The sequence below is a fragment of the Streptomyces cyaneofuscatus genome (assembly GCF_033109485.1).
GTDB lineage: Bacteria > Actinomycetota > Actinomycetes > Streptomycetales > Streptomycetaceae > Streptomyces > Streptomyces cyaneofuscatus.
In genome coordinates this window covers 4,809,837-4,833,936 of record NZ_CP137002.1, presented here as the reverse complement: position 1 = coordinate 4,833,936, position 24,100 = coordinate 4,809,837, and the positions used below count along the sequence as shown (strand labels likewise).

The window sequence follows — 24,100 nt, the reverse complement described above, 5'->3', positions numbered from 1 at the left end:
GTGCCGAGCGGCCTCAGCCGAACTGCACCGAGCGCTTGGCCAGCCCCATCCAGAAGCCGTCGATGACGCTCCGCCCCCGGTCCAGCTCATCCTCGGCGGCGCCCAGCGTCACGAAGAGCGGGGCGAAGTGCTCGGTGCGCGGGTGGGCCAGCTGTCCGGCGGGGGACGTGTGCTCGAAGTCGAGCAGGGCGTCGACGTCCTGGGCCCGCAGCGCGCGGTCGCCCCAGTCGTCGAACTCCGCCGACCAGCCCGGCACCCCGCCGCCCGTGTGCCGCAGGGCGGCCAGGTTGTGCGTGAAGAAGCCGCTGCCGACGATCAGCACGCCCTCGTCGCGCAGCGGGGCGAGCTTGCGCCCGATGGCCATCAGCTTCTGCGGGTCGAGCGTCGGCATGGAGATCTGGAGTACGGGGATGTCGGCGTCCGGGAACATCTCCACCAGCGGTACGTAAGCCCCGTGGTCGAGCCCCCGGTCCGGGATGTCCTGGACGGGCGTACCGGCGCCGCGCAGCAGCTTGCGGACGCTGTCGGCGAGCTGCGGGGCCCCGGGGGCGCCGTACCGTACCCGGTAGTAGTGCTCGGGGAACCCCCAGAAGTCGTAGACCAGCGGAACCGGCTCCACCGCACCGAGCGCGAGCGGGGCCTCCTCCCAGTGGGCGGAGACCATCAGGATGGCGCGGGGGCGCGGCAGCGTGGCCGACCAGGCGGCGAGCTGGCCGGGCCAGACCGGGTCGTCGGCGAGCGGTGGGGCGCCGTGCGAGAGGTAGAGGGCGGGCATGCGCTCCGCGGTGACAGTCATGGCACTCCCCATCCACTGGACCTGACATTGCCTTCGGCATCGATCATGGATTCCGGATCCCGGGGGATGGTTCTACAGGGGCCCTGCGATATCAGGGCGAAATCAGGGCGCCATCAGGGCGAAATCAGGCTCCTGATCAGGGCTCCTGCGGAATCCCATCCGGCCAGGTTCTTGAACCTTCAAGTTCCTACTTCCAGAGACCTTAGCCCTATCTAGTTAAACTTTCAAGAAAAGGTCGTACAGTGGAGCACATGACCACGGCATCCACGGCATCCACCGGCGCGACGCGCTGGCTCACCGACGAGGAGCAGCGGGTCTGGCGCGCCTATCTGCATGCCACCACGCTGCTGGAGGACCACCTCGACCGCCAGTTGCAGCGGGACGCGGGCATGCCCCACATCTATTACGGGCTGCTCGTCCAGCTCTCCCAGGCGCCCCGTCGCCGGATGCGGATGACCGAGCTCGCCAGGAACGTGAAGATCACCCGTTCCCGGCTCTCGCACGCCATCGCCCGGCTGGAGAAGAACGGCTGGGTGCGGCGTGAGGAGTGCCCCTCCGACAAGCGCGGCCAGAACGCGGTGCTCACCGACGACGGCTACGCGATGCTCGGGCGTTCGGCGCCGGGCCATGTCGACGCCGTACGGCAGGCGCTGTTCGACCGGCTCACGCCGGAGCAGGTGCGCAGCCTCGGCGACATCATGCGCGTCCTCGCCTCCGGGCTCGAACCGGAGGGTGCGGACGCGGATCTGCCCTGGCTCCGCTGAGCGGCGGAACCAGGGCAGACCGCGAAACCAGGGCAGAGGGTCGTACGTCGGGGACGACGGCGTCAGTGGGCGACGACCGGAATCCGGAACTCGTCCTCGGCGCCCTCGGCGTTCCCGCCGGACGCGCCACCCGTACCGCCGGCCGCACCCGTTCCCGGGCGGCCGGTGTTGATGAGGACGACCGCGATCGCGGAGGCGAGGACCAGGATGCCGACCGCCCACCAGATCGCGCTGGCGAAGCCGCTGACCATGGCCTGGAGCTCCAGGAGCTTCGGGTCCGTGGCGCGGGCCGCGTTGTCGGCGATGTAGGCGGTGGTGGCACCGGCCGCGATGGTGTTCAGCAGAGCGGTGCCGATGGCGCCGCCGACCTGCTGCGAGGTGTTGACCATCGCGGAGGCGACCCCCGCGTCACGCGGCTCGATGCCGTGCGTGGCCAGGGACATGGCCGGCATGAACGCCGTACCCATACCGAGGCCGAGCAGCAGCATGCCGGGCAGGATGACGGCCGCGTAGCTGGTGTTCAGGTCCAGCTGGGTGAGGAGCAGCATGCCGATCGCGGCGACCAGGAAGCCGGGGCCCATGAGCAGCCGCGGCGGGACCCGGGTCATCAGCCGGGTACCGATCTGGGTGGAGCCGGTGATCATGCCCGCGATCATCGGGAGGAACGCGAAGCCGGTCCTGACCGGGGAGTACCCCTTCACGATCTGCAGGTAGTAGGTCAGGAAGAGGAACAGCCCGAACATCGCGATGATGGCGAGCCCCAGCGAGAGGTAGACCCCGCCGCGGTTGCGCTCGGTCAGGACGCGCAGCGGCAGCAGCGGCGACTTCACCCGCGACTCGACCACGACGAAGGCCAGCAGCAGCCCGGCGGCCGCGATGAACATGGTGATCGTCAGACCGTCCGACCAGCCGGCCGACTCGGCGCGGGTGAAGCCGTAGACCAGGGCGACCAGGCCGAGCGTGGAGAGCACGACGCCGGGGATGTCCAGCGGCGAGCGGTTGCGGGTGCCGGAGGGCTCACGGATCACGAAGTACGCGCCCACGGCGGCGACGACGGCGAACGGGATGTTGACGAAGAACGTCCAGCGCCAGTTCAGGTACTCGGTGAGGAAGCCGCCGAGGATCAGCCCGACCGCACCACCGCCACCGGCGATGGCCCCGTAGATGCCGAAGGCCTTGGCGCGCTCCTTGGCGTCGGTGAACATCACGGCGAGCAGGGAGAGGGCCGCCGGGGCGAGCAGGGCGCCGAAGACACCTTGCAGGGCCCGGGAGCCGAACATCATCGCCTCGTTCTGGGCCGCTCCGCCGAGCGCGGAGGCCAGCGCGAAGCCGATCAGCCCGACGACGAAGGTGCGCTTGCGCCCCCAGAGGTCGGCGATCCGGCCGCCGAACAGGAGCAGACCACCGAAGGCGAGCGCGTAGGCGGTGATGACCCACTGCTTGTTGCCCTCGGAGATGCCGAGGTCGGTCTGGGCGGAGGGCAGGGCGATGTTCACGATGGTCGCGTCGAGCACGACCATCAGCTGGGCGAGCGCGATGAAGGCCAGGGCCTTCCAGCGGCTGGGATCGGGAAGCCCGGTGCCGGCGATTCTCGACAGCGGGGTGTCAGCGGTTTTTGCCATGGGAGTAGCCACCTAGGGACATGTGAGGGCGCCGAGGACGTCGCGAGGTCAGTCGCGGGTACGTGCTGGCGTACGCGTGATGGAGTACGTAAGTGCGTGAACGTAAAAGGACGTTGATTTACGGGGCTGGAGCCCGGGACAGCGCAGGCGTCAGTCGCGGCGCCTCAGGTTCTCCAGGGTGGCCGCCGATCCGGGCAGCACGGAGCGGGCCGGGGCTTCCAGTCCGTCCAGGAACAGCTGCAGATGGCGGTGGGTGAAGCGGTCGATGTCCAGGCAGGCGATGCCGGGCAGCGGCCGGGTGAGCTGGGAGAGGGCGACGAGTACGTCACCGACGGCGATGTCGGTACGCAGCCGCCCCGCGGACATGGCGCGCGACACGAGCCCCTCGACAGCCGCTTCGAGGCGGTCGCGCTCGGCCAGCAGGTCGGGGTGGTCCTTGTCGAAGACGCCGGAGAGCATCGGGCACAGGGCCCCGATCCGTTCGTCGGCGGCCGCGTGCACGAACCGGCTGAGCGCGGCGAACGGGTCGGCCTCCGCCGCGGTGGCCTCTTCGGCCCTCGCGGTGGTGCGGGAGGTGACCGCGAGCACGACCTCATGGGTCAGCGCCGCGCGGTCGGGGAAGTTCCGGTAGAGCGTGGCGTTCCCGACGCCCGCCCGCCGTGCGACGTCGTCGAGCGGCACATCCGGCCCGAACTCGACGAACAGCTCACGGGCGGCCGTGACGATCCGCTCACGGTTGCGCAGCGCGTCGGCCCTCGGCCGGGGCGTACGGCGCTGAGCTGCCGGTGCGGTGGTGTCGGTGTCGGCGACGGTCTCCACGGCTGCGGCCCTTCCCGTTCTCTGATCGGCGATGGATAGCTGGACGATGTGTAGCTGAGTGACCCCCACCCGTAACCGGGGACCAGATCCCCGTTTCAGGGGGACACCGATGCAAACGGGGAGACCCTCCCCGCTTATTTCCGCGTTCCCTTGTGACCTGAGTCACACCCTCTGACGGCGAAAACCCTCCGATCGGCGCACCCCAGCGAGCGCCCCCCGACCGCCCGGCACAGGCTGATCGCCAGAGCGCAGTCAGGGTCGGCCGGCTGCCGCGGACCCGAAGGCGCCTCTATGCAGCAGCCCCGCCACCGGATACGCAATCACCGCCGCCCCGCCGCCCTGGCCGGAGCGACCGCCCTGGTCATAGCCGCCATGGCGACGGCGAGCACCACGCTTCCGGGGGCCGGGAAGGCCACGGCGGGCCCGGCGGCCACCGCCGAGGACTCCGCGGTCGCCCCCTGCCGGATCGCCACGACCATGGGCGTCCAGATGTCGCTGGGCATGCCCACCCCGCCCGGCTACGCCCGCTCCACCGGCGAGGTCAGGGCGCTCAACCTGATGATCGACTTCCCGGACGCGGAGGGCACGGATCCGGCGGCGGACCGGTTCGCGGAGTTCTTCCCGCAGACCTCCGACTGGTTCACGACCAGCTCCTACGGCCGCCTCGACTACCGCCCCGAGGCCCCCGTCAAGGAGTGGCTGCGGATGCCGATGCCGTTCGCGGAGTACGGGATAGAGCGCGGCTCACCGTTCGAACCGGGCTACCGCCAGCTGGTCGAGGACCTCGTCGCGGCGGCGGACCCGCTGGTGGACTTCTCGGCGTACGACCTGGTCAACGTCCTCGTCACCCCGAACGCGGGCCCCTCCGCCCTCGACACCGTGCTCTCCGTGACCTTCTCCGGCAACGACGACGCCCCGACCGCCGACGGCGTACCGCTCGCCAACACGTCGTTCGTCTACAGCCGCCAGGACGACGGCTCGGGGTCGTACGCACAGACGGGCTACCGCGTCCTGCCGCACGAGAACGGCCACGTCTTCGGCCTGCCCGACCTCTACACGATGGAGGGCGGCGGCTCGGTGGGGCACTGGGACATCATGTCCGAGGACTGGGGCGCCAACAACGACTTCCTGGGCTGGCACAAGTGGAAGCTCGGCTGGCTCGACAACGAGCAGATCAGCTGCGCCTCCCAGCCCGGCGTCAGCGACCACACGCTCGGCCCGCTGGCCACGGCGGGCGGCACCAAGCTCGCCTTCGTCCCGCTCAGCGCCCAGTCCGGCTACGCGGTGGAGGTCCGTACGGCGGCGGGCAACGACGAGGCGGTGTGCCGGCCCGGGGTGCTGATCTACAAGGTCAGCTCCGACGTGGACACCGGCCAGGGCCCGGTCTCGGTCGCCGACGCCACCCAGGACAGCGGCGGCTGCACCCGGCGCCCCAACGTGCACGCGGAACTCTCGGACGCGCCGTTCCGCCCCGGCCAGACGTACACGGACCGCGCCAACGGCGTACGGATATCCGTGCTGGACGAGGACGGGGACGGCAACTACCGGGTACGGATCACCCGGCCGTGAGCGGCGCGGGACCCTGATCGCGGGCGGGGCCGTCATCGCGGGCGGGGCTCTGATGGCTCGCGATGTCCTGATGACTCACGGGGCTCTGACTCACGGGCGGGGAACCGGTCCCGGAGCTCGTGCTTGAGGACCTTCCCGGTGGCGTTGCGCGGGAGCGGCTCGTCGGTGAGCAGTACCCGGGCCGGCACCTTGAACCGGGCGAGGGACCGGCCGACGTGCTCGCGCAGGACGTCGGCGGTGACCCCGGCACCCGTACGCGGCCGGACGACGGCGACGACCTCCTCCCCCAGCACCGGGTGCGGGACCCCGAGGACGGCGGCGTCGCGCACGTCGGGGTGGTCGTGCAGGACGCCCTCGACCTCGACGCAGTACACGTTCTCGCCGCCCCGGACCACCATGTCCGTGAGCCGGTCGACGACCGCGATGCGCCCCTCACGCGCCACGGCGAGGTCCCCCGTACGGAACCAGCCGTCCCGGAACGCCGCCTCGGTCGCGGCCGGGTCGCGCCAGTAGCCGCGGAACAGCGACTGCCCGCGCAGCCACAGCTCCCCCGCCTCCCCCTCGGGCAGCTCCTCGCCCGCCGGGCCCGCGATCCGTGTCTCGGTCACGGGGGTCGGGCGGCCGACGGCACCGGGGTGGGCCCGGTACTCGGCGCCGATGTTCGCGAGGACGCCGCCGCTGGTCTCGGTGAGGCCGTAACCGTTACGGGGCTCGACGCGCTCCCCGTACCGGGCGGTGAGGCGGGCGACCAGGCGGGGCGGGGCCGCGGCGCCACCGGTGCTGAAGAGGGCGAGGCTCGCCAGTTCGTCCCCCGTACGCTCGGCGGCGTCCAGCAGGTGGAGGGCGGTCGTCGGCACCCCCGCGAAGTGCGTGACGCCGTGGGCGCGGATGATGCGGAGGGCCTCGTCCGCATCCCACTTGTCCATCAAAACAAGCGTGCCGCCCGCCGCGATCACCCCGTAGAAGCTGGTGAACGCGGCGACGTGGAAGAAGGGGAACGTCATCAGGGAGACCGGCGCCGCCCCCATCCCCGGGACGGCCCCCCTCCCCAGCGCGGAGGCGGCCGCCTGGTACCGGGGGTTGAGCGCGGCCCCGGCCTGGGCGAGATGGGTGGCCACCGCCCCCTTGGGCCGGCCGGTGGTGCCCGAGGTGTAGAGGATCGTGGCGTCGTCCTCGGGCCGGGGCTCCACGTCGGGGGGCGCGGCCAGGGGGTCGGGCGCGGGAAGGTCCTCGTACCGCTCGACGCGTACGCCGTCCGGCAGCGGCTCCCGCCCGTGCGGCCCTTCCCCGTGCGGGCCCTGGAAAACAACCACGCGCGCCCCGGCCCGCCGCGCCCACCCCGCGACCCGCTCCAGCCGCTCACCGTCGACGAGCAGCACCCCGGGCTCACAGTCGTCGAGGGCGTAGGTGAACTCACCCTCGGTCCACCAGGAGTTGAGCGGTACGGCGACGAGCCCGGCCAGCTGGACGGCCCAGAAGGCGATCTGCCACTCGGGCTGATTCCGCATCGCGACAACGGCCCGGTCACCGGGGCGCAGCCCGTACCGCTCGCTCAGCCGGACGGCCAGGGCGGACGCGGCGGCGAAGAACTCCCCGTACGAATAACGGCGTTCACCGGCGATGAGGAACGGCGCGTCACCATAGGCCCAGGCCGTCTCGACGAACTCCCGAAGCGTACGCGGCCCGTCGGCGTACTCCAGCACCCCCCGCTCCCCCCGGACCACGGCGAAGGGGGCACCGGGGCCGGTGAGGAGGGCGTGGATGCGCTCGGCGCGCTCGGAGTCCTGGGGCCCGGTCGGGGGCGGGTCGGTGTGCGGCACGGACTGCGGCCTTTCTCGCGCTGGCTCGGTAGGGGTGACGTTATGCGGACGGCCCGGGGGCGCCAAGGCGGCGGGGGCCGCAGGGAGGCCACCGGCCTGCCCTCCTGCCCGCGTCCGGCGAGAAACCGCAGCTCGGACCGTGTCCGCGGGCAGGACGACCGCGGCCCGCCCCTGCACCGGCTCGGCACCGGCACAGATCCGCTACGCTGTCCATGGCCGGACATCAGCACGTCCGGTCACGCCTTCGTGCCTTCGTGGGGCTTGGAGAAAACCCCATCGCTGCAGGTCAGCGGGTAATCATCAGCCTCACTCAGAACGCATGCCTCCCAACCTGAGAACGCTCAGTAAAACGCTGCAGGTCAGCGAGGGCATCCGTTCGTGCACCGCAAAGACTGCCTCTCGACTCCGGAGTCCCGTCGATCAAGTGAGCGGGAGGCACCTCTTCACTCACCTGCGCGCTGCCGCGCGACACGAGCACGGCTCCGGGAAGCTGGTATCCACCCCAACCATCCGGACCAAGGGATCGCTCGGTCGCTGTATCCGTCACGCGCCCCACGAACATCGTCGCGACAAGGCCCGAGCGCTACAGAGCTAGGATGCCCACGGCTGTCGATCAAGGGGGTACGACATGGTGGGCGCGGAGAGGCCCGAGCTACTGCCGGACTGCGACGTACCACCCCAGCTCAGACAGCCAGATGACTTCGTCACAACCTGCCTTGTCCGTCTGGCCGACGAGTCACTCGGTGACGCCTGGCGGACATCCGCTCTGACAGCGTGCATGGTTCGTGGAGGTTCTGCACTCGCTGCGGCAACGTTCATGGTTCAGGCTCCAGGACCCTGGTACGAGGGATTGCGACGCATCCTGCGGTTGTCCGGGGTCAATGTCGATCGGCCGGCGTACTCCAGCGCCGACTACACCGTCGGCCTCTGCTACGTCGCAGGCACCAAGGGCCTCCCGGCAGGTCTGCGGCACCGCGCAGCTGACGCCCTGGTGCACCGCGCGAACGACGTCGGCTACGCGGAAGCCCGACACCTGCTGCCCAAGAATGGCTGGAGCTGGTTGGCGGACGCGGTGCGTGAGGGATGGGCCGTGTGGACCGCTCACCTCTTCGCCCAGGACGAGACGGCCCCGCTCACCACACGTATGCGAGTCGGTCTGGCCCTCGCCGAGCACGAGCATCCTGCTGGCTACGTACCGACAGCTCTGGAGCGGCTTGCGGCACACCCGGGTGCGGCAAGCAAAGATCGTCTCGCCCTGGCCGTCGCCGTGGGGCAGCGCGCCCCCAAGGACGCGACGGGTCTGCTGTGCTGCGTCGCGTCCGACTCGATCGTTCAAGCCGGCCACCGGATGCAGGCCATTGAGCTGTTGGATGAGATCGACCCGGTGAAGGCTGAGGAGATGCGGGCCCTGCAGACCCGCCTTCCCTCCGCCCGGACGTCTCGCGACCAACAGCGAGACGCCGCCGCGCGCGCGGAGCAGGAGGCGGCAGCGCGGCGCGAGCGGGAGACCCCTGCGGCGGTCAAAGAGCGCCTCGATTCCAAGGTGGAGAAGCTTCTGGACGATCTCCGTGGCCGCGGCTCGGCGGACTGGCTGGCCGATGATCTCGACAACCACATCGCAGAGAGCGACTGGAACCAGGTTGCCCAGGACATCGCCGACATCTGCGGTCTGGTCCGTGACGAGGAGGTCGAGTCCTCGCTTCCCCTGCTGGAAGTCCTCACGCAGATCAGGTACGGCGACGAGGCCAGTCCGACGTCGAGCACTTCCGACCTAGAGACGCGAGGTGATCTGGAATTTCCCCGACTCACTCGGGAGGAGCTGGAAGATTACGCGCGTGCCAAGGCAGAGCGCTCCTGGACCTTCTGGAAGGAGCTCGTCGAAAAGCACGGTTGGGATGACGACAAGCTCTATGAACTCGACCGTCAGGCAGACGAGGTGGACCGGAACGTTGCCGACTCGCTCTGTCAGAAGGCCGGCGATCACCTGCGAGCCCTACAACAGTTCCTGGTGTGGGAGCTCTGGCCCGCTCTCGTGAACGCCGCGGAGCACCGAAACTACGGCGCAGCGCGCGGCCACCTGGCGACCGCCCGACTCCTTGGGGACGAAGCAGAGCACGCCGAGGTCCTGTGGAGATCGACAACGCTCGAGAACTACTCCTTCGACCCTCGAACCATGTCCTGGCCCCGTGACTTCTGGCTGGTGCTGGAGCAATGGCGGCGAGGCGCTCCTGACCCTGACGCTCGGGACTGATCCGGCCGCTGGCACGTACCATGCGACCGGATCTCTCCTCAGCACCCCGCCAACCATGCCGGGGGCCATACCTACTTCGCCTTGGGCGCCCACTCCTGCGCGAAGGTCTCCATCTGCTTGAGGACCAGGTCGACGGCGTCGTGCTCCCCCTTCGGGGGGTAGTCGAACTTCGCGAGCACGCGGCGGATACGGGAGCGGAGCTTCGCTCGGACGGGTTCCCGGGAAAGCCAGTCGACGGACAGGTTCTCCCGAATGTCCGTCACGAGCGCGCGGGCGATCCGGGCGAGGGTGTCACCTCCGCCCGCGATGAGCTCAGCCATGTTGCGGTGCGCGACGGCATCGTAGAAGGCGAGCTCGGCATGGCTCAACGGCGGGTCAAAACGTTCGCCGCGGCGGGCCTCCGCCGAGATCTCAGCCGCCATGGCAGCAAGTTCGGCGATCACCTGGGCACTGGTCAGCTGCTGGAGCATGTAGCGCCTCATCAGATCGTCCAGGCGCTTAGCGAAGCTCTCGTGGCGGACGATGTTGTGCTTGGTGACCTCGCGCATCTTCTGCTGGATCAGGCGCCGCAGAGCCTCGGCGACGAGGTGCGGCGTCTCGGAGTTCTCCAGCTTACGCAGCTGCGCCTCGTTGAGGTGGGTGATGTCGAGTCTGCCTATGCCGGCCTGTTCGTACAGGTCGGTGATGTCGTCGGCGTCAACGACGGAGGCCGCGAGCTGCTTAAGGTAGAGCTGGACCTCCGCGGAGAGCGGCTCCCCCTTCGCCTCCCGGTCGGCAGCGTCGAGCTTGACCATCCAGGCACGGACCTCGGTGAAGAAGGCAATGTCGCGCCGCCAGTCCTCCAGGTCCTCACAGCGCTCGACGATCTCCCGGCTCATGGAGCAGATCCGGTAGTAGCGCTCCAGGCGGTAGGCACTTTCCTTGAACTTCGTGGACAACGGCTTGGCGTCGCCCTCCACCTGGTTGCCGGGGGTCTTCGGGTCGCGGAGGTAGTTGGAGACCAGCCGCAGGGCACGCTTGCGGGGCTCCGGGTACGTGGTGTCAGCGAGGAACTCCTTCCAGCGGCTGCCGGCCAGAAGCCCCTTGATCTCTTTGAGTTCGTTCTTGACGTGAGTGATCGCTCGCTCGATGTCCGCGCCGAGCGTCTTGTCCCGCTGATCGCCGGACGAGTATTCGCCGAGCGCCTTCGTGAGATGGTCGGTCAGCGGGGCGTAGCCGACGAGGAGGCCGTCCTGCTTGCCACGGAAGCGACGGTTGACGCGGGCGAGGGCCTGCATCAGGCTCGCGCCCTGCATCGGGCGGTCCATGTAGAGGGTGTGGATGGGCGGGGCGTCGTACCCGGTGAGCAGCATCGAGTGGACGATAAGTAGTTCGAGTGCGTCATCGGGGTTCTTGGCGCGCTTCTGCACCGTCTTCTGCTGAGACTTGCGCAGACCGTGCTTGCGGAGGAGTTCCGGATCGGTAGGGTCGCTGTGGAAGACGATCTTCATGATGCCCTCGTCGACCTTGTCGCTCGCCCAGCCGGGGCGCCGCTCCGCGAGCGCGTCGTACAGCCGCACGCAGATCTCGCGGGTGGCGCATACGACCATCGCCTTGCCCGGGCCGCCGATCTGCGGCTTCATGAGCTCGCGGCGCTGCTCCCAGTGTTCGATCAGGTCGTCGGCGAGCGTCGCTATGCGGTCGTCTGCACCGTACACCGTGTTCATGGTGGCGGCGCTCTGCATGGCACGGCGGCGCTCGGCGTCGTCCATGCCCTCGGTCAAGGCGTTTGCCTGCTCGTCGAGCACGTCGGGGTCGATGCCAGGCGGGAGGGAGACGTCGATGACCCGCGGCTCGTGGTAGACGCGCACGGTGGCGTCGTCGTCCACGGCCCGCTTGAGGTCGTAGCGGTCGATCTCCGTCCCGAACACTGCCCAGGTGTCGGCTTCGGCCTTGGAGATCGGGGTGCCAGTAAAGGCGATGAACGTGGCATACGGGAGCGCGTCGCGCAGGTGGCGGGCGTATCCATCAAGACTGTCGTAGTGGGAACGGTGCGCCTCATCGACGACGACCAGGATGTTGCGGCGCTCGGAGAGCCGCGGATGGCTGACGCCGGTGGCCTTCTCCTCAGGAGTGAGCCCGAACTTCTGCAGCGTCGTGAAGATGATCCCGCCGGTGCGTCGACTCGACAGCTCGGTGCGCAGTTCCTCGCGGGTGGTCACCTGGAGGGGTGCCTGGCGGAGGAGGGTCGTGCTGTCCCGGAACGTCTCGTAAAGCTGGTCGTCGAGGTCGTTGCGGTCGGTGACCACGACGATGGTGGGGTTGTTCAGCGCCGGGTGTCGGGACACCAGCGCGGAGGTCTCCACCATCTCCTCGGACTTGCCGGCGCCCTGCGTGTGCCAGACGACGCCGGCTTGGCCATTGCTGCGGGACGCCTCGATGATCGCGTTCACGGCCTTGGTGACGGCGTAGTACTGGTGCGGCTTCGCGATCCGCTTGCCGGTCGGCGTGAAGTTGACGAAGTTGGCCGCGAGGGAGAGGAAGCGGGACTGGGTGAACAGCCCGTAGAGGGCGAGGTTCAACGCCTCCAGGCCGTCGTAGTCGGGCGCGTTGGTGTCGACGCGCTTGCCATCCTCGTCAACGTTCCACGGGGCGAAGTGCTCGTACGGCGTGAAGACCGTGCCGTACTTCGCGGTGATGCCGTCCGAGATGAGGCACAGCACGTTGTAGCGGAACGCGATCGGAAACTCGGCGACGTACGTCTGGATCTGCGCGTGCGCGTCCTTGAGTGTCGCGTCCTCGGCGGCGGCGCTCTTCAGTTCGACGACGGCAAGCGGAAGACCGTTGACGTAGAGGACGACGTCGAAGCGGCGTTGCTCGCCGTTGCTGTCCCGCAAGGTGACCTGGTTGACGACGAAGTACGTGTTCCCATCAGCGTTGTTGAAGTCGACGAGGCGGATGGTCGGGGTCTGCTCAGCGCCGAAGTCGTCGGTGTACGTGAGTCGGATCCCGGAGACCATGTAGGAATGCGCCTGCTTGTTCTCCGGGTACGCCTCCGCGGAACGCACGTCGGTCGCGATGCGAAGAGCATCACGGACGGCCTTGGGTGGCAGGTCGGGGTTCAGCCGCTCGATGGCTGCCTTGAGCTCGTCGTGCAGAACGAGGTCGTCCCAGTCCGCCCGCTGCCCGGTTCCGGGAGCGATGTCCTCGCTCTTCTTCACTTCCCAGGCCAATTCGGCAAGGTGATCCATGGCCAGGCCCTCCCAGGTGGCCTCGGTCATCTTGCCGTCACGCTTCGCGCGGGCACTCGTCATACGGCGTCCTCCACGATCCGCTCCGCGTCACGGACGCGGAGTTTTCCGGACATGAGTTGGGGGAGCAGGGTGTCACGGAGGGCGGCAAGGGTGCGGGATTCACTCTCCAGCGACTTCATGTGCGCAAAGGCGGCAGCGGCGTCCGCGCCGAATGATGCGAGCGCATCAGCATCCGGCTCATTCACGAAATAAGTCGCAACTGCAGCTGCGCTCACTCGTTGCCGGCCGGACGAACCCACCATATTTCGAATGGCATGTTCACGAAATCGCTGGTCACGAGCCAGGAAATAGCTGAGCTGGCTGGGAACTCCGGGAAGGGAACGAATGACAATAAATTCAGTTGAACCGATCCCGATTTCACCGTCAGCCATGAAGTCAACATGGCCAGTCTTGCCATTTTCGAGGCAGGGAGTAATTCGAGCGAGGAGGGTGTCGCCGTTCGTGAAACGTGAGCCGGACTTCGGCTCTCGTCGGCTCCACGACGGGATTCCGGCTCGGTCCACCTGAAGGGCCGCCATGTCTACGTAGACCGGCTCCACCGCCGCCGGCTTGTCCGTCTTCGGGTTGAACGCAACGAGATCTGTCACCAGAATCGAGGTGCCCTCGCACGGCTCATCCGCTAGGCCGAGCTTCGCGAATTTCCCTTGGAGTAGCTGCTCATAGGTACTGGCGATGCGCCCGTTGACCGCGATCTTGTCGTCCAGCGCTCCAAGGACATCAGCCACAACCTCTTGTTGCGTCCGAGAGGGTACCCGCAGCTTGAGTGACAAGATGTCACCCAGACTAATGAAGTCCGCCATGTCGGTTTGACCCTTTAGGGCATTCGCCTGAATCCAAAAATCGGCACCCCTGAACCAGTAGTACAGATATCGTGCCACCAGCGGGCCATCCACGCGCGGCCGAAAATAACACAGCTGCGGACTGTAGGCATAAAGTGGACCTTCTCTCGGAATCAAGGCAACCCTACCCACAGTTCCCTTGACGGTGAGGACAATGTCTCCAGGGCGTGAAACCTTTGGGCCATGATCCCGAGAATAACCCTCTAGGGGCGGACTGAAATCGGGCGACCCAATCTTGCCATCCAAGACATCGGCAACCCTCAAAATGGGGAGTTCCTGGTCGACCGATCGAGGCCGTCCAGCACCGACTTCAATCTGCTTCTCATCGACCAGCTCTGCAAGCGACACCATTCGCTCAGCCATCGACCCTCTCCAATTGCTTCCGAACCACCGCGTCCAGCCGGGCCGACTCATTGAGGTGCGCGAAGAGTTCCTTGGTCAGGCGTCCGATACGTTCCTCCACCGGCTCCGCATTCGGATCTTCCTCAGCCTCTGCCGCGCCGACGTAACGCCCCGGCGTGAGCACGTGATCGTGCTTAGCAATCTCCTCCAGCGAGGCGCTGTAGCAGTAGCCGGGTACGTCCGCGTACGAGAGCCCCTTCTCCTTTGCGGACTTGGTGCCGCGCCATGCGTGATAGGTATCGGAGATTTTCTCGAGGTCCTCGTCCGGGAGGATGCGCTCCGTGCGGTCGATCATCGTGCCCATCGCGCGGGCGTCGACGAACAGGACCTGGCTACGGCGATCCTCCATCGCTTTGATGCCCTGCGGAGTCTTGTCCTTCGTCAGGAACCACAGGCAAGCCGGGATCGCCGTCGTCCGAAACAGGTTGCCCGGAAGCGCGATCATGCAGGCGACCAGGTCGGCCTCAACCAACGCTGCACGGATCTCCCCCTCCCCGGACTGCTTGGAAGACATGGAGCCATTCGCCAGGACTACGCCAGCCGAGCCGCGGTCACCCAGCTTCGACACGATGTGCTGCAACCAGGCGTAGTTGGCGTTGGACTGAGGCGGCACGCCGAACTTCCAGCGCGGATCGTCCGTCTTCCTCGCCCAGTCAGACATGTTGAACGGAGGGTTGGCCATGACGAAGTCGGCCTTGAGGTCAGGCAGCTTGTCGTCATCGAAGGTGTCGCCCCAGCGGTCACCGACACCCTTGGGATCCATGCCATGGATGGCAAGGTTCATCTTCGCCAGACGCCAGGTGCGCTCGTTGGCCTCCTGGCCGTATACCGCGATGTCGTGGCTGTGGTCGCGGCCGCGCCGCTTGGTGACGAATTTGCCGGATTGGACGAACATGCCGCCCGAGCCGCAGGCCGGGTCATAAACACGGCCCTCGTACGGCTCCAGGACCTCCACGATGAGGCGCACCACGCTCGCCGGGGTGTAGAACTCGCCCGCGCGCTTGCCCTCGGCCCTCGCGAACTTCTCCAAAAAATACTCGTAGACCTCGCCGAGCACGTCCTGTGCCGGGCGGTCTCCGTGCCCGGTGAAGCGGGCGTCGCTGATCAGATCAACGAGCTGCTTCAGCCGGCTCTGGTCGACGTTGTCGCGGTTGAAGATCTTCGGGAGGACGCCAGTGAGGGTCTTGTTAGCCTTCATCACCTCGTCCATCGCGTCGTCGAGGAGCTTACCGACGCCGCCCTCCGCGCTGGCCGCGTTCTCGGCGATGTAGTCCCAGCGGGCGGTCTGCGGTACCCAGAAGACGTCCTTCTTGGTGTACTCGTCGCGCTCCTCCAGGAAGGCACCGCGGCGGTGCTCCGGGATCTCCGCGAGCTCGGGGTCGGCGGCCAGCTCGGCGCGCCGCTCCGCGAAGGCGTCGGAGACGTACTTCAGGAAAACCAGTCCGAGGACGAACTCCTTGTACTGGGCGGCGTCCATGGAGCCGCGGAGCTTGTCGGCGGCCTTCCACAGGATGTCCTGGATCTCCTTGGTGCTGGAGACTCCGGGCAGTTCGCCCTGACCGGCGGTGGCTCGCTTGCGCGGAGGCATCGTTCCTTCTTCCTGGTTCCTTGGTGGCGTCGGTTTTCAGAAGTTCAACAGGGTTACAGCTTGGAGCGATTCGGTGCGGCTTCGTCGATTGTGAGGGTGCCGTCGGCCAGGCCGGCGATTGTCAGCCGTTTCGCCTCGTCGAGTGCGTCGGCCTGGGCCTGCAGCAGCTGTCCACGCCGTTCCATCTCTGCCAGGAGCGCGTCGAAGCGCTCGATGTCGTCCGGTTCGAGGTCCGGTAGCTGGTAGTCCTCGATACGGCGGGGGCGCACCGCACTCGGGCTTCGCCTGGTCGCACGAGCGGCACGGAGCAGCGCGGCCAGCACGCTTGGCGTCAAAGGCCGTTCATCGTCGTCGCGGACACGCAGTACACGCGCCGGGAAGGTGACGACCTTGAAGCCCTCGTGGTCAACGTAGAGCCCGAGTTCGGGGGCCACGGTGTAGACGAGGTCGCCGGGCTCGGTCAGTGCCACGCGGTCGTACTTCGCGGCCAGCACGAGCCGGTCGATCCGGCGGGCACCGATCGGACTGAACCCGGTGATCTCCTCCGGGCCGATCACGGAGTGGTGGCCTGCACCACTGATGTCCGTCTCATCGACACGGTGGCCCTTGAGCTTCGTCACCCGCCGCTGCTTGATCAGGGCTCCCAGAGTCGTTCGCTCCGGCAGGCGACCCATGCGTCGCTGGACGCGCCCCCGGAACGGGCCGTGCTGTTCGCCATAGGCCCGGGCTTCCTCAGCGACGCGCTCCAGTCGGGTCTCGGCCTCGGCGATCAACGCGGGACGCTCCATGACCGTGCGCGCCAGGATCTGGGAGGCCGGCGGGCCCGGAGGCGTGAGCGGGCCTCCGAACGCCCGGTCCAATTCGGCGATGCGTGCAACTCGCCCGTAGCGGGGGTCATGACCTCCGAGCCCCTGAAAGCCCTCCGCCCTCCACAGCAGGACGTCCTCAGCAAGTCGAGCACTCACGCGCTCAGTGAGCGCCTCCGCGCTGATGTCGACGAGAAGGACGTACCCCTCCGCTTCCGAAACCGGCTCACGCGTGAAGATCCAGAGGGCCGGCCGATACGCGGGCCGATAGGGCAGAGTGCCGGCAGGCAGAGAGATGACAGCCTCGACGAGGTTGCGCCGCAACAGGGCCGAACGCAGTTTGGACTCCTCGGTGCCCATCAGTGCGTCAACAAGGGCATCGGCGGGGCCGAGCACGATGGCGGTGCACCCAGGTCCGAGCAGGTCTGCAATCCGCTCCACGTCTGCCAGCGCGCTCAGCACAGATCGGTCCTCGCCGGGGCGATACGGAAGTTGCGTGACGACGATCTGTGGGTCGGCGAGCCTTTCCTCCAGATCCGTACCGGTCTGCACGTCGAGTGCGAACTCGTCGATGCCAGCCAGCAGGAGGCGACGGCGAACGATCCGGGCCAGACGCTCGTCGGGGTCTGCTGCCAAGGCAGTGATGCTCTCCGGTTCCTCCGCCTCGCGGATGAGAGCCGCCAGGACGTCTCCTGCCCTGGCGTACGGGTCGGCCAGCGTGACTCGCTCACCTCGCCCGAGGCGGGGGCGCAGGTCTGCGAGCTGTACCAGGAGGTTCAGGAGCTCCGGTGCCAGAGCATCGGCAGCAAGCGTGGTGGCGCCGAGCCGTGAGCGCGAGGCAAGCAGCCACTCGTAGGCTCCTTGCTCGCCATAGGCGGCCTCGATCATGTCCTCGGCGAGGTGGACGAGCGGAACGGCGTCCTTGCCTGCAGCCTGAAGCTCCCGCAGGAGAAATTCGTCGTCCGGGTCGATGCGCTCAGCGCGGTGCATGATCGCGTCCCACAGTCGCTGGGGCGCCGTCACCTTCTCGCCGTTCTCCCCGGCCAGGGGCTGCTCATCGAGGTACCGCAGAGAGAGCAGTGCGCCAATGGTGTCGACCGTACGCAGCGCATCAGAGCGGTCCGCATGTGCGGCCAGGCTGTAAAGCACGAGTTCAGCGCGCAGCTGAGCCGGATCCGCATTGCCGAGCCCCGTGGCGAGGAGCCACTGCGCGATCTCCTCGCCATCGAATTGAACGCGGCCGGCCATCTCGGCCACGGGCGCCGGAAAGTCCGTGTAGCGTCGGCGCCACGTCGATACGACCGGCCGTTTGACCTGTGCCAACGCAGCGATCTCGGGCATCGAGAGCAAGGCGCTAGCCGCGGCACCGGCGGCAGGCCCGCGAAAGAGCGCATCCGTCACGGCGTTCCCTCCTCTCAGTCGACAGGCATCGGTGTTGCCTGACCCCTGACACCAGATGGTGCGGTGGATTCGGGGATGTCCCACACCCTAGAGCACAGCCTGAACTCGATACCTTCCGTCCTTCGATAACCCCGGTTATCAGAACTTCGCTGTTCAGTTCCCTCGCCGCCCCGCCACTCTCGGAGCACATCGCCTCAGTCGTCAGACAGGCGGCAAGCGGCCACCACCCCGTGTGGCTGATCGACTCCATGCCGAGAGGGATCCACCGATGACCATCACCATGCCGACCGCCGCCGTCGAGGGCATCCAGCTGACCGTGACCCCGTTCCGTCCGGACGCCGTGATCGGGACCATGGGGCTGCCGACCCTGCTGCAGCTCGTCCCCTCGCCGAAGGCGGAGGAGGACAAGCGCGCCCTGAAGTACGCCTCGGGCACTCTGCGCCGGCACGCAGAGGTGCGCGGGCTGGTCCAGCGGATGCTGAAGGCGACGCAGAAGGGGCGGAACGTCACCTCGTACGCCTCCTACATCGCCACCGGCATCAGCGGCGGCCACGGCGCCGCCTGGTCCACGCCGCCGATCACGCTGTGGCTCGACGGCCACCCGGCCGCGGTCGGCGAGGAGCTGATCGCGGGCACAGGCATCCGCACGATCACGGTGCTGCCCGGCTCGCCCGTCGTCGCCATCGACGGGGAGACGCAGGTCACGGCATGGCACGAGCTGTACGACAACCCGGAGCGGTTCGGAACGACGTACGAGAAGCTCGGCCAGATCCGGGTGCCGTTCGAGCTGTACTTCGGGCTCACTGTCGAGGACGCCCGGCAGATCTTCTACGACCGCAACGTCGAAGGCGTGCCGGTGGCCAAGAACCTGGCGATGTCGATGGACCAGCGGGACATCGGTACCCAGATCACGCACCGGATCTCTGAGACGGTGAAGGTCGAGCACGACGGGAAGATCATCCCGTTCAGCAAACTGGTGCAGGGCCGCAAGCGCCAGCTGACCAAGACCGACCCGGAGCTCGTGACGCTCTCCGCGCTGCGGGTCCTGGTGATCACGGCGCTGCACGGGCGGAGCGGACTCGGCCTGACCTCGGCGACGGTCCACGAGGGCGGCCTGCCGGAGGGCGTGAGCACCGAGCAGGCCGAGCGCGAGCTCGTCCCGATGCTGTCCCAGGTGATCTCGGCGCTCTTCCCGCATTTCGCGGCGCGCGGTGCGGTCTCGGCCCCCGCTGTGCTTGCCGGCCTCGGGATCGCCGCCCACCAGGCGACCAGCTGGGCGAACGGTGGCAGCCGGCTCAGCGTCGAGGAACTGCTGCGGCTGCTGGAGCCGGTGCGCTTCGAGCGTGAGGCCCGCTACTGGGACGGCGTGGCCGCCAGCGCCAACGCGACCGGTGTCCTGAACTTCGGCGGCGGCGCCAAGGACTCTGGCGGCCGGGTCGCCGACGCGCTGCTCGGGCCCGACACCGACTTCGGGCGCAAGATCCGCGGCTGGTAGCCCGCCCCTCCCTCTTCCTACGGGGCCCGGTGTGGCTACCGGGCCCCGGCCCGCCCAGCACTTCGCCTCCGGAGAACCTGACCATGAGCACTCAGCATCCGCCGCAGCCCTCCCCCGGCAGCTGGGGGGCCTGGGCCCGCTCAGCCGCTCTCCGCCACGAAACCGGCCCGCCGCAAGGCGTGGCTGACCCGCAGCGCAACAGGCATCGTCGCGCTACTGATCGGCACCGCGATCGGGGTGAACGGCAAGGACGCTACGGGGAACCCGCCCACCGCCTCCGAAAACCCCCAGACGGTCGAGACGACAACCCCGACGACCGAGGCCGAGCCTGTACCCAAGCGGCACCGTCGAGGTTTCCTCACCTCAGCCCGCGAGTGTCGAGGCATGCTGCCTGCTGCATCCACCGTTCAGAGCAATGTCGCTGCTGGGTTCGGCGTCCTGGCTGCAGCATCCCTACCCGCGGCGCTCCTCGCCCTGGCCTCCCAGGCACCCAGATCCGGGGTCAGTGTGATCCAGCCGTCCGGGATCCAGCCTGCGAGGTAGCCCTCGACGAACTGTTCGAGTTCCGGCAGATCAAGGTGCGCCACATCCCCGATGGCTTGACGCCAAGGCACCCACAAGGCCATCGAACGGACCTGCCCCTCGGCGTACGCCGTGAACAAGCGCGCCTTCCTGCGGCGGCCGTCACCGTGAGATGCGGCGTCCAACCGAGCTACGAGCCCGCCGAACCGTATGCCTGATCCAACACCGAGGCGACGGATCGCCGCCTTGTAAGACTCTCCCGGCGCACACCGCGTCGTCGGCAGGCTGACGCGCTGCGGAGAGCGCCTTCGCACGAGCCCCACCCGATGACCCTCGTCGAAGCACAGCAGGTAGACCTCACGAGGCGTCGTTGGTGCATACATGGTCACAAGAAAAAGAATGACCGGCCAGCCTCAGTGCGCATTCCGGACAGGCCGAACGGTGGACGGCCGACCGGTTCAGGACTTCGGCGACGGCGGCGGCAGAGCCGCCGGCCCGGGCCAGAGCTGAAACCCGAACGCAGCCTCTAGGCGGGCGAGGGTGCCCAGGTCCGGCATGACCTTGCCGTTGAGAACGCGGCTGACCGTCGAGTGGTTGATACCTGTGACTTCCGCAAGGCCGCGAAGTGTGTATCCCGTAGAGGTCATAGCCCTCTGAAGGTTCCGCGAGAGCGACTGACCATAGTAGGCGCTCACCGGAGCATCCGGAGCGAGGGCAGCGTGAGGCCAAGCGCCATCCACGACGTAGTCGCGCGGCTGCTTGTCGTTGCTGCTCCGGGGCATGCCGAAATCATCCCACGTACCCATGGGACCGACCCTTCCCTCATCCGGGATCCCGTCAGGGACACTCAGCAGATGTTGCAAGTACGGAACATCATAGGGTCAGGGGAGGCGTCATACCGTGATTTCAGGCAACCGCGCGAGGCGCCCTTGGGGAACCCGCAAGGCGATCACATCCGGACCGCGGCCTCGCTCCAGGGCGCGTCCGAAGCCGGCGGCGACGAGCTCGCGACGTGCGTAACGCACGGATGGGTGGTCGCACGCTCGGCATCGAGGCACCTCCATCCGTGCGCTGCGGTCACACCAGGAGCCGCAGCGCCGAGCGCGCTCGTGCGCTCGCATCAACTGCGACTGGACACATAAAAGTTTGAGCCTGCACGGCACGCACAAGACGAAGTGCTTCGAGTGTTGCCGTTCCCCTGCGGTGCAAGCTTCTGATCGCTAGCTTGTGTACGGATCACTCAAGGGGGAGGCGAAGCGTGCGTACGAATCCGGGCGATGCAGTGAACCCCCTTGTCGAGCACCTGCGTCAGGTGGAGGCCATCGAGCAGGACCGGTGGGTCGCGGCCGGCGAAGCGTGCAGCAAGGCTGAGTACAACGTGAGCGAGCTGCGTCAGCGCCTCGCCGGCGCAGAGCAGGAGCTCGTCGCCGCAGAGCACAACCGGACGGTGGCCACGGAGCGACTCTCCGCCGTACGCGACACGATCTCCAGCGCAGAGCAGTTCCTTGCGCAGCCGGGAGATGCTGCGGCGACCGAGCCTGAAAGCGAAGACCCGGTCCGCCAAGAGCCTCCGGCAAGCAGTCGGAGTCGCCCAGCGCAGCCAGCCGACTCGGCCGCGCCCACTTTGAAGGTGCTCGTCCTTCAGGCACTGGCCGACGGCGATGCCACGCCGCTCGCACTGATCATCGACCGCGTCCGCCAATCACGGCCAGACACGAAGGCGAACTCTGTCCGCTCGACCCTCGCCAACATGGGCCCGAGCGACGGAGTCGCAGCCGTGGGACGCGGGCTGTACCAACTCCTACAGCCGGAGGCGCATACGTAGAGGTCTCACCCCTCGCACAGACGAAGAGGCGCCGCCCGGGTGGCTAGACCCGAGGCGGCGCCGATGACACGTCAGCTGAGGGCCCACGCGTCGCCCTCAGGCTAGGGCATCGCTCCATCACGCACGGGCTCTCCGCGGAAATGACAGCAGAACCACCTTGATCAAGCTGAGGGCCCACCATGAGTTTTCGTGCATCAATGCACCATTACGCCCATCTGAGGGTACCCGCCTGGCGTACACCCCACCCCCTCGGCGGGGGCGGTCGATGAGCCGCAGGGCGGCTCGTCATTCCGAAGCCACCCGCATCCTGCCCGCTGAGGCCGTGGCCCCTCGACGCCAGCTCGAGCTCGTAGACGTCAGCGCGCGACTCGGGCCCGCAGCGGACGGGGTGCCCATCGGAGCTGTGAGCAACGCCCTCGGCATTGCTGAGAGGACGATCGCCGACGCGCATGGGTTCCTGCGGCAGAACGGCCTCTTCGAGGCCGGCTGCCAGACCTTCACCCTCACCCCCGCCGGTCGACGGCTGGCGGAGCTCCGCGCTTTGGACTCCGCCCATGCCCGTCTCTACCTGCGGGAACTGTGGGCGTCCGCCTGGTTCACCACGGCCGCCGTGGGATTGCTGCGGCCCTGCCCCCACGACGCCACCGCCCTGGCCGAACATCTGATCCGTGGCGTGAGCCGCCGGATCGAGCGCGGGCTGCACCTGGTGCACTGGCTCGAGTACGCACTGGTCGTCCGCAAGGGCGACGACGGTCGGATGACGCTGGTCCGCGAGACGCTCACACCGCCGCCGTCTCTCTCATTCATGGTCACCAGCGAAGCCGTGACTGCGCTGCCGCGAGAGCGATTCCTCGAGGTGATGGACGCCTACCGCACGATCACCCGAGCGCTGAGCCCGTCGCCACAGCCCGCCGAAACCTCCCCTCGGGACCAGCAGCACGCATAGCGGCCGGACATTCCAGCGCCGGAGACGTCCCCGGCGCCGAGATGCACCACGCCTTCACCCCTTTCGCCCTCGTCATGTTGCCGCGGAGGTCACGCATGCCCAAGGTGTTGCATGTACGGAACATTGCAAATCTTTCGGCCCGCCCCTTGCCCATGTGGCGTGGAGCGGCATCCCCACCCTGCCCCGCCCATCGGAGGACGCCCATCGTGGGAACAGACCTCTCACTCACACACGGCATCGACCGTGTTCTCCAGGTCTGGCAGCAAATGACCGCACAAAACGAGATGTCGCATCAGACCTATGACAAGTTCGGCCTCCTGCTGCGGCGGTTCGACCTGTACGCCGGCGTTCGAGGGGCGCTCCTGATCGCCGATGTCGAGCCGGGTCTCGTCGATGACTTCGTCAACGCCAAGGGCCACAGCCGACACGGCTACGTATCTGACGCCGCGGTTGCCACCCGCCTCCTGAGGCGCAGCGTCGTACGCTCGGCCTTCCGCGTCCTGCGCGAGCTCGGACTGAGCCATCAGGATCCGGCCAGGGACATCGTCCTGCCGGCCCGGACCCACGAAGGCATCCGGGCCCTGACCGAGGACGAGATCGTGGATCTGCGCCACCACGCCTCCTTCACGAGCCGTCCCACTCGGCACGCTGCGGCCGCTGCGCTGGCTCTCGCAGGCGGACACAGCGGCGAGGTCGGCCACATTGTCATCGCAGACCTCGACCTGCCCCACAGGAGGGTGTGGATGCACGGTTCCATCAAGTACGAGCCTCGCTGGTGCCGACTGGATGCCTGGGGCCGACACGTACTGGCCGAGCGAGCCCGTCACGTCACCACAGAGAATCCGGATCCCGCAACCGCCCGCCTGGCCGTGTCGAGCCGTCCGACCTCGGATGCCGCGCTACAGGCCCGCGCCTGCGTCGCGCTCCGGGACCTTCTGCGCCGGATCGGACTCGGCGGCGAGCCTGACGTCAAGCCGGCCTCGATCACCGCCACCGCCGCAGTCGCTGCCTTCGAGACGACCGGCAGGATCGAGGACGCCGCTCGCAGCATCGGCCTCCGCTCACTGGACCGGGCAGCCGCCGTCGTCGGCTACGACTGGCGCTGCGACCCCGCCTACACCGATGGGGTGGCGCCCCGTGCCTGACGACATCTTCGGCGCTCCCTTGCCCGAGGGGAGCCGCTCCAGCCGTAAGCGGCAGCTCACCGACGCGGACCAGCGCAAGCTCGACCGGCGTCTTCGGGACTGCCTGGACTACCCGTTGCTGTACGAGATGGCCGAGCTGCTTCCCGCCCCTTCGAACGTCGGATGCCCTCGCGAGTACCCGGCGATCGTGTACCTGC

General features: G+C 68.0%; 17 protein-coding genes. 7 read left to right on the top strand and 10 right to left on the bottom strand.

Annotated features, from left to right (window positions below):
• Positions 1–13 precede the first annotated feature (13 nt).
• Complete coding sequence (locus R2B67_RS21335; RefSeq protein ID WP_317820269.1) at positions 14–796, bottom strand: dioxygenase family protein; 783 nt, start codon at positions 794–796, stop codon at positions 14–16.
• 251 nt (positions 797–1,047) lie between these two features.
• Between R2B67_RS21335 and R2B67_RS21330 the strand changes: the two genes are divergently transcribed.
• On the top strand, positions 1,048–1,560 hold the full coding sequence (locus tag R2B67_RS21330; protein ID WP_381074709.1) for a MarR family winged helix-turn-helix transcriptional regulator: 513 nt from the start codon (positions 1,048–1,050) through the stop codon (positions 1,558–1,560).
• A gap of 62 nt (positions 1,561–1,622) precedes the next feature.
• Here R2B67_RS21330 and R2B67_RS21325 read toward each other — a convergent pair whose 3' ends face one another.
• Together R2B67_RS21325 and R2B67_RS21320 are read right to left on the bottom strand one after the other, a co-directional pair.
• On the bottom strand, positions 1,623–3,182 hold the full coding sequence (locus R2B67_RS21325; protein ID WP_018515783.1) for an MFS transporter: 1,560 nt from the start codon (positions 3,180–3,182) through the stop codon (positions 1,623–1,625).
• Between the two features lie 150 nt (positions 3,183–3,332).
• Positions 3,333–4,001, bottom strand: a complete 669-nt coding sequence (locus R2B67_RS21320) for a TetR/AcrR family transcriptional regulator (protein WP_237326399.1) — start codon at positions 3,999–4,001, stop codon at positions 3,333–3,335.
• A gap of 291 nt (positions 4,002–4,292) precedes the next feature.
• Between R2B67_RS21320 and R2B67_RS21315 the strand changes: the two genes are divergently transcribed.
• Entirely contained in the window at positions 4,293–5,570 is a 1,278-nt protein-coding gene (locus R2B67_RS21315) for a M6 family metalloprotease domain-containing protein (protein ID WP_317820264.1), read from the top strand.
• Between the two features lie 32 nt (positions 5,571–5,602).
• Here the strand turns inward: R2B67_RS21315 and R2B67_RS21310 are convergent, their stop codons facing one another.
• The gene (locus R2B67_RS21310; RefSeq protein ID WP_317820262.1) at positions 5,603–7,390 is read right to left on the bottom strand and encodes a class I adenylate-forming enzyme family protein; all 1,788 of its coding nucleotides are present in this window, start codon (positions 7,388–7,390) and stop codon (positions 5,603–5,605) included.
• An 850-nt stretch (positions 7,391–8,240) separates the two neighbouring features.
• Between R2B67_RS21310 and R2B67_RS21305 the strand changes: the two genes are divergently transcribed.
• On the top strand, positions 8,241–9,641 hold the full coding sequence (locus tag R2B67_RS21305; RefSeq protein WP_317820261.1) for a hypothetical protein: 1,401 nt from the start codon (positions 8,241–8,243) through the stop codon (positions 9,639–9,641).
• A gap of 71 nt (positions 9,642–9,712) precedes the next feature.
• On the opposite strand, the gene R2B67_RS21300 is transcribed toward R2B67_RS21305, so the two are convergent.
• The 4 genes from R2B67_RS21300 to R2B67_RS21285 are packed head-to-tail and all read right to left on the bottom strand — an operon-like array spanning position 9,713 to position 17,970.
• Positions 9,713–12,934 carry a type I restriction endonuclease subunit R gene (locus R2B67_RS21300; RefSeq protein ID WP_317820260.1) on the bottom strand — a complete coding sequence of 1,074 codons (3,222 nt, stop codon included), beginning with the start codon at positions 12,932–12,934 and terminating at the stop codon, positions 9,713–9,715.
• A complete protein-coding gene (locus R2B67_RS21295; RefSeq protein WP_317820259.1) occupies positions 12,931–14,136 on the bottom strand; it encodes a restriction endonuclease subunit S domain-containing protein in 1,206 nt (401 codons plus the stop codon). The genes R2B67_RS21300 and R2B67_RS21295 overlap by 4 nt, the downstream gene beginning before the upstream one ends.
• On the bottom strand, positions 14,129–15,763 hold the full coding sequence (locus tag R2B67_RS21290; RefSeq protein WP_317820257.1) for a class I SAM-dependent DNA methyltransferase: 1,635 nt from the start codon (positions 15,761–15,763) through the stop codon (positions 14,129–14,131). Before R2B67_RS21290 ends, R2B67_RS21295 begins: the two co-directional genes overlap by 8 nt.
• A gap of 53 nt (positions 15,764–15,816) precedes the next feature.
• Complete coding sequence (locus R2B67_RS21285) at positions 15,817–17,970, bottom strand: DNA methyltransferase family protein (RefSeq protein ID WP_317820255.1); 2,154 nt, start codon at positions 17,968–17,970, stop codon at positions 15,817–15,819.
• A gap of 268 nt (positions 17,971–18,238) precedes the next feature.
• Here R2B67_RS21285 and R2B67_RS21280 point away from each other — a divergent pair, with 268 nt between their 5' ends.
• Positions 18,239–19,465 carry a DNA sulfur modification protein DndB gene (locus R2B67_RS21280; protein ID WP_317820253.1) on the top strand — a complete coding sequence of 409 codons (1,227 nt, stop codon included), beginning with the start codon at positions 18,239–18,241 and terminating at the stop codon, positions 19,463–19,465.
• 407 nt (positions 19,466–19,872) lie between these two features.
• Here R2B67_RS21280 and R2B67_RS21275 read toward each other — a convergent pair whose 3' ends face one another.
• Complete coding sequence (locus R2B67_RS21275; RefSeq protein ID WP_317820251.1) at positions 19,873–20,376, bottom strand: hypothetical protein; 504 nt, start codon at positions 20,374–20,376, stop codon at positions 19,873–19,875.
• Positions 20,377–20,445: 69 nt separating this feature from the next.
• Complete coding sequence (locus tag R2B67_RS36055; RefSeq protein ID WP_398869633.1) at positions 20,446–20,769, bottom strand: helix-turn-helix domain-containing protein; 324 nt, start codon at positions 20,767–20,769, stop codon at positions 20,446–20,448.
• A gap of 476 nt (positions 20,770–21,245) precedes the next feature.
• Between R2B67_RS36055 and R2B67_RS21270 the strand changes: the two genes are divergently transcribed.
• The 3 genes from R2B67_RS21270 to R2B67_RS21260 all read left to right on the top strand — a co-directional run bounded on the left by R2B67_RS21270 (position 21,246) and on the right by R2B67_RS21260 (position 23,903).
• Positions 21,246–21,812 carry a hypothetical protein gene (locus tag R2B67_RS21270; protein WP_317820249.1) on the top strand — a complete coding sequence of 189 codons (567 nt, stop codon included), beginning with the start codon at positions 21,246–21,248 and terminating at the stop codon, positions 21,810–21,812.
• 403 nt (positions 21,813–22,215) lie between these two features.
• Entirely contained in the window at positions 22,216–22,758 is a 543-nt protein-coding gene (locus R2B67_RS21265) for a hypothetical protein (RefSeq protein WP_317820247.1), read from the top strand.
• 206 nt (positions 22,759–22,964) lie between these two features.
• A complete protein-coding gene (locus R2B67_RS21260; protein ID WP_317820245.1) occupies positions 22,965–23,903 on the top strand; it encodes a site-specific integrase in 939 nt (312 codons plus the stop codon).
• Positions 23,904–24,100 lie beyond the last annotated feature (197 nt).